Annotated in this window: 4 protein-coding genes and 1 pseudogene; 2 read left to right on the top strand and 3 right to left on the bottom strand. The window is 39.6% G+C overall.

Features of this window, described 5'->3' with window-relative positions; genetic code table 11:
* Together H5202_RS20415 and H5202_RS20410 are read left to right on the top strand one after the other, a co-directional pair.
* Positions 1-649, top strand: a 649-nt coding sequence (locus H5202_RS20415; protein WP_182773676.1) for a serine hydrolase domain-containing protein, incomplete at its 5' end; no start/stop codon positions are given.
* Positions 650-688: 39 nt separating this feature from the next.
* A pseudogene (locus tag H5202_RS20410) lies at positions 689-1,055 on the top strand (ISAs1 family transposase); the annotation flags it as partial.
* Here H5202_RS20410 and H5202_RS20405 read toward each other — a convergent pair.
* The 3 genes from H5202_RS20405 to H5202_RS20395 all read right to left on the bottom strand — a co-directional run.
* Positions 1,043-1,567 (bottom strand): hypothetical protein, encoded by a 525-nt coding sequence (locus tag H5202_RS20405; RefSeq protein WP_182773675.1) that lies wholly within the window; start codon positions 1,565-1,567, stop codon positions 1,043-1,045. The pseudogene H5202_RS20410 and the gene H5202_RS20405 overlap by 13 nt on opposite strands.
* 110 nt (positions 1,568-1,677) lie before the next feature.
* Positions 1,678-2,106 (bottom strand): hypothetical protein, encoded by a 429-nt coding sequence (locus H5202_RS20400; protein ID WP_182773674.1) that lies wholly within the window; start codon positions 2,104-2,106, stop codon positions 1,678-1,680.
* 304 nt (positions 2,107-2,410) lie between these two features.
* On the bottom strand, positions 2,411-2,556 hold a 146-nt coding region (locus H5202_RS20395), incomplete at its 5' end, for an integrase core domain-containing protein (protein WP_182773673.1).

Raw genomic sequence — 2,556 nt, 5'->3', positions numbered from 1 at the left:
AAATGATTTGCATCTTGAAAAAACATTCAATGATATTAACAATCAAGATGTGCTCGATTACTTTGTCGAGAATAGTGAACTAGAATTTACTCCTGATAGTCAATCAAAGTACAGCAATAGTGGATATTTGTTATTAGCTGAAATTATAGAAAGAATCAGTGGCCAACGTTTTGAAGACTATATGATAAACAATTTTTTTATACAAAATGGTATGTTAAATAGTTACATCGCTGATGAATTTTCATTCTCAAATTCAACTGATGCCCTTAATTATGCAGAGAACTCTCAGCTATGGGGGATGAATATTTATACTAACGGAAGTGATGGTCAAATATCGTCTATTGACGATATGGATATCTTTGTTCAATCCCTATTAAGCAATTCAATCGTGTCAGCTGAAACATTGGATTTAATGAGAAATGTATATTCCAATCTTGAGCAGGGTGATTATGGCTACGGTTTCTTTCGAGGGGCAAGGTTTGAAGACTCTTTTACAGCGGGCGGTTCGATGGATGGTTTTAATTCAATACTTATTATAGAGCCAGCAATAAAACTTGAATATATCGGTCTTAGTAATGGAGGAGAACTTACAGGCAATCACCTTAATAATATTTACGCGTTGATAAATCGTTTCTATATCAAGAACTAAATGGGTGTTTCAACAGAAATACCAAAAAACTCAATGAAAAAATGGACACAACTGCGTATATTAATAGCGGTTGAACGGCACAGAAAAGTGGCCGATAAAGCCGCATAGACACTCACTTTTATGTGAGTAGTGTAGTGATAACCGAAGAGGCCTTTGGATGCGCAATTCGGGCGCACTGGCAAACTGAAACCAACATTGGCTTTTAGATACGTTATTTCAGGAAGATAAGCAGAAGATGTATGCTGAAGATGGCACCAGTAATATCTTAGCGTTTTTGCGCCGCTGGGCATTAAATTTAGTGAAGTTACATCCTGTCAAAACCAGCCAGTATCAAAAGTTTAATAGAGCATGCTGGAGTGATGATTTCAGAGAAAATATTAATTTCGGTACTAGTCAAAAAGTGTAATCAGCCCCTGGCTTCGGTTCGGTAGGCCAGTTGTTTAAAAAATCTTGTCGAACTTGCTTGTAGATTTCAAAAGGCGGCATACCTTCCGCTTGTGATTTATTGACGAATGCCACTCTTTCTTGGCGCTCTTTTTGTGCTTGAACGCCAAATGTCTCATATTCCTTTTTATATAGCTGATAACGTAGCGATTGCATATCAGTAACGCGAGATCCATCTGCATATAACTCAGTGATACCACCACTATTTTGATGAAAAAACACTTCTTTAAGGGCGGTGCTGCCAGCGGCTAATTGGGCTTGCTCAAGAGCGTAAATGGGATCATGTCTTGCTTTCTCAATATTTGCCAAATCAATATGTTTACCTTTCTCAATATTCGCTAGTTGAGCGTTTGAACTCAAAGTGACTTTATCTTCAGCACTGCTGGTCTGTGTGGCAACTTGCGAAGTGGTCGGACTTTGCGATCGCTGCTGTACAACTTGATATTGCATAGCAGAGGTACTATTAATCATCATGATGTTGCTCCTTCTTTCTCTTGGCTTGTTATTGTTTGCTCAGCGACTGCTAAATAATCGGGTGTAAAGGAACAATAATTAAAGGTATGTAAATTAATTTGACCCCCTCACTAGGAAAGGCTTTGTAGTACCCCTGTAATTTTTTGCAGTATATCTGTCGTTACTGCATCAGAATCGTCTTGTTTAGCAAAATCATATCTTGTTTGAAAATTTTCTAGATAATTCTTTTTAATATTGGGATCTTGACTTTGGCCAGCCTCAATACTCGTGGGTAGCTGGAAGGTCATTAACATGTGTTCTCTGTGACTAATTAAGCCATTGTCTTTTAAAGTTTTCGCCATTTCGGTTAATTCTGTGTGCGACATATTGGTTACATCATATTGCCGGGCAATGCCGTTTTCTATTTGTTGCGCCTGCGAACTCAAAGTGACTTTATCTTCAGCACTGTTGGTCTGTCTGGCAACTGGAGAAGTGGTCGGGCTTTGCAATCGCTGCTGTACAACTTGATATTGCATGGCAGAGGCACTATGAATTATCATGATGTTGCTCCTTTATTCTTTCTCTTGATTTGTTATTGTTTACCTAGGGTTGCTCGGGTATAGCAGGTTTTATGCCAGATCCCCAAAGGGGAACTCTATTAGAGCAATTTTTGCGCCCGGCTTAGGCCCATCGCGATTGCATAGCCATAATGAACCGTTTGATTGAACCGAGCGGGCTAAAAATGGTTAGCAATACCACGGGAGGGCGGCAATGATTTGCCTTTTGGGCGGCAATAACTGGGATTGCAATTTGGTAAGGTCTGAGGTAATCTCCCCATTTTTAGCTGAGATCAAAAGTAGAGACTTAGGCCACTAGTGCCAGTTGTTGCTTTGGTGGGACACCACCAATTGCTGTATTGGGTCTTTCATTGTTATAAAACCATAGCCATTGTGTCGCATGTTCCTGTACCTCGGCAATACTATTCCAAAGATATTGGCTCAGCCATTCGT

Origin of the sequence: Shewanella sp. SG41-4 (genome assembly GCF_014164505.1) — a bacterium.
Taxonomy (GTDB): Bacteria; Pseudomonadota; Gammaproteobacteria; order Enterobacterales; family Shewanellaceae; genus Shewanella.
Note: the sequence above shows the minus strand (reverse complement) of the source record. Positions and strands in the feature narration are given on the sequence as shown.

Coding starts and splice junctions, on each gene's coding strand:
- H5202_RS20405 (WP_182773675.1), bottom strand. CDS start 1,567: ATGATGATTAATAGTACCTCTGCTATGCAATATCAAGTTGTACAGCAG.
- H5202_RS20400 (WP_182773674.1), bottom strand. CDS start 2,106: ATGATAATTCATAGTGCCTCTGCCATGCAATATCAAGTTGTACAGCAG.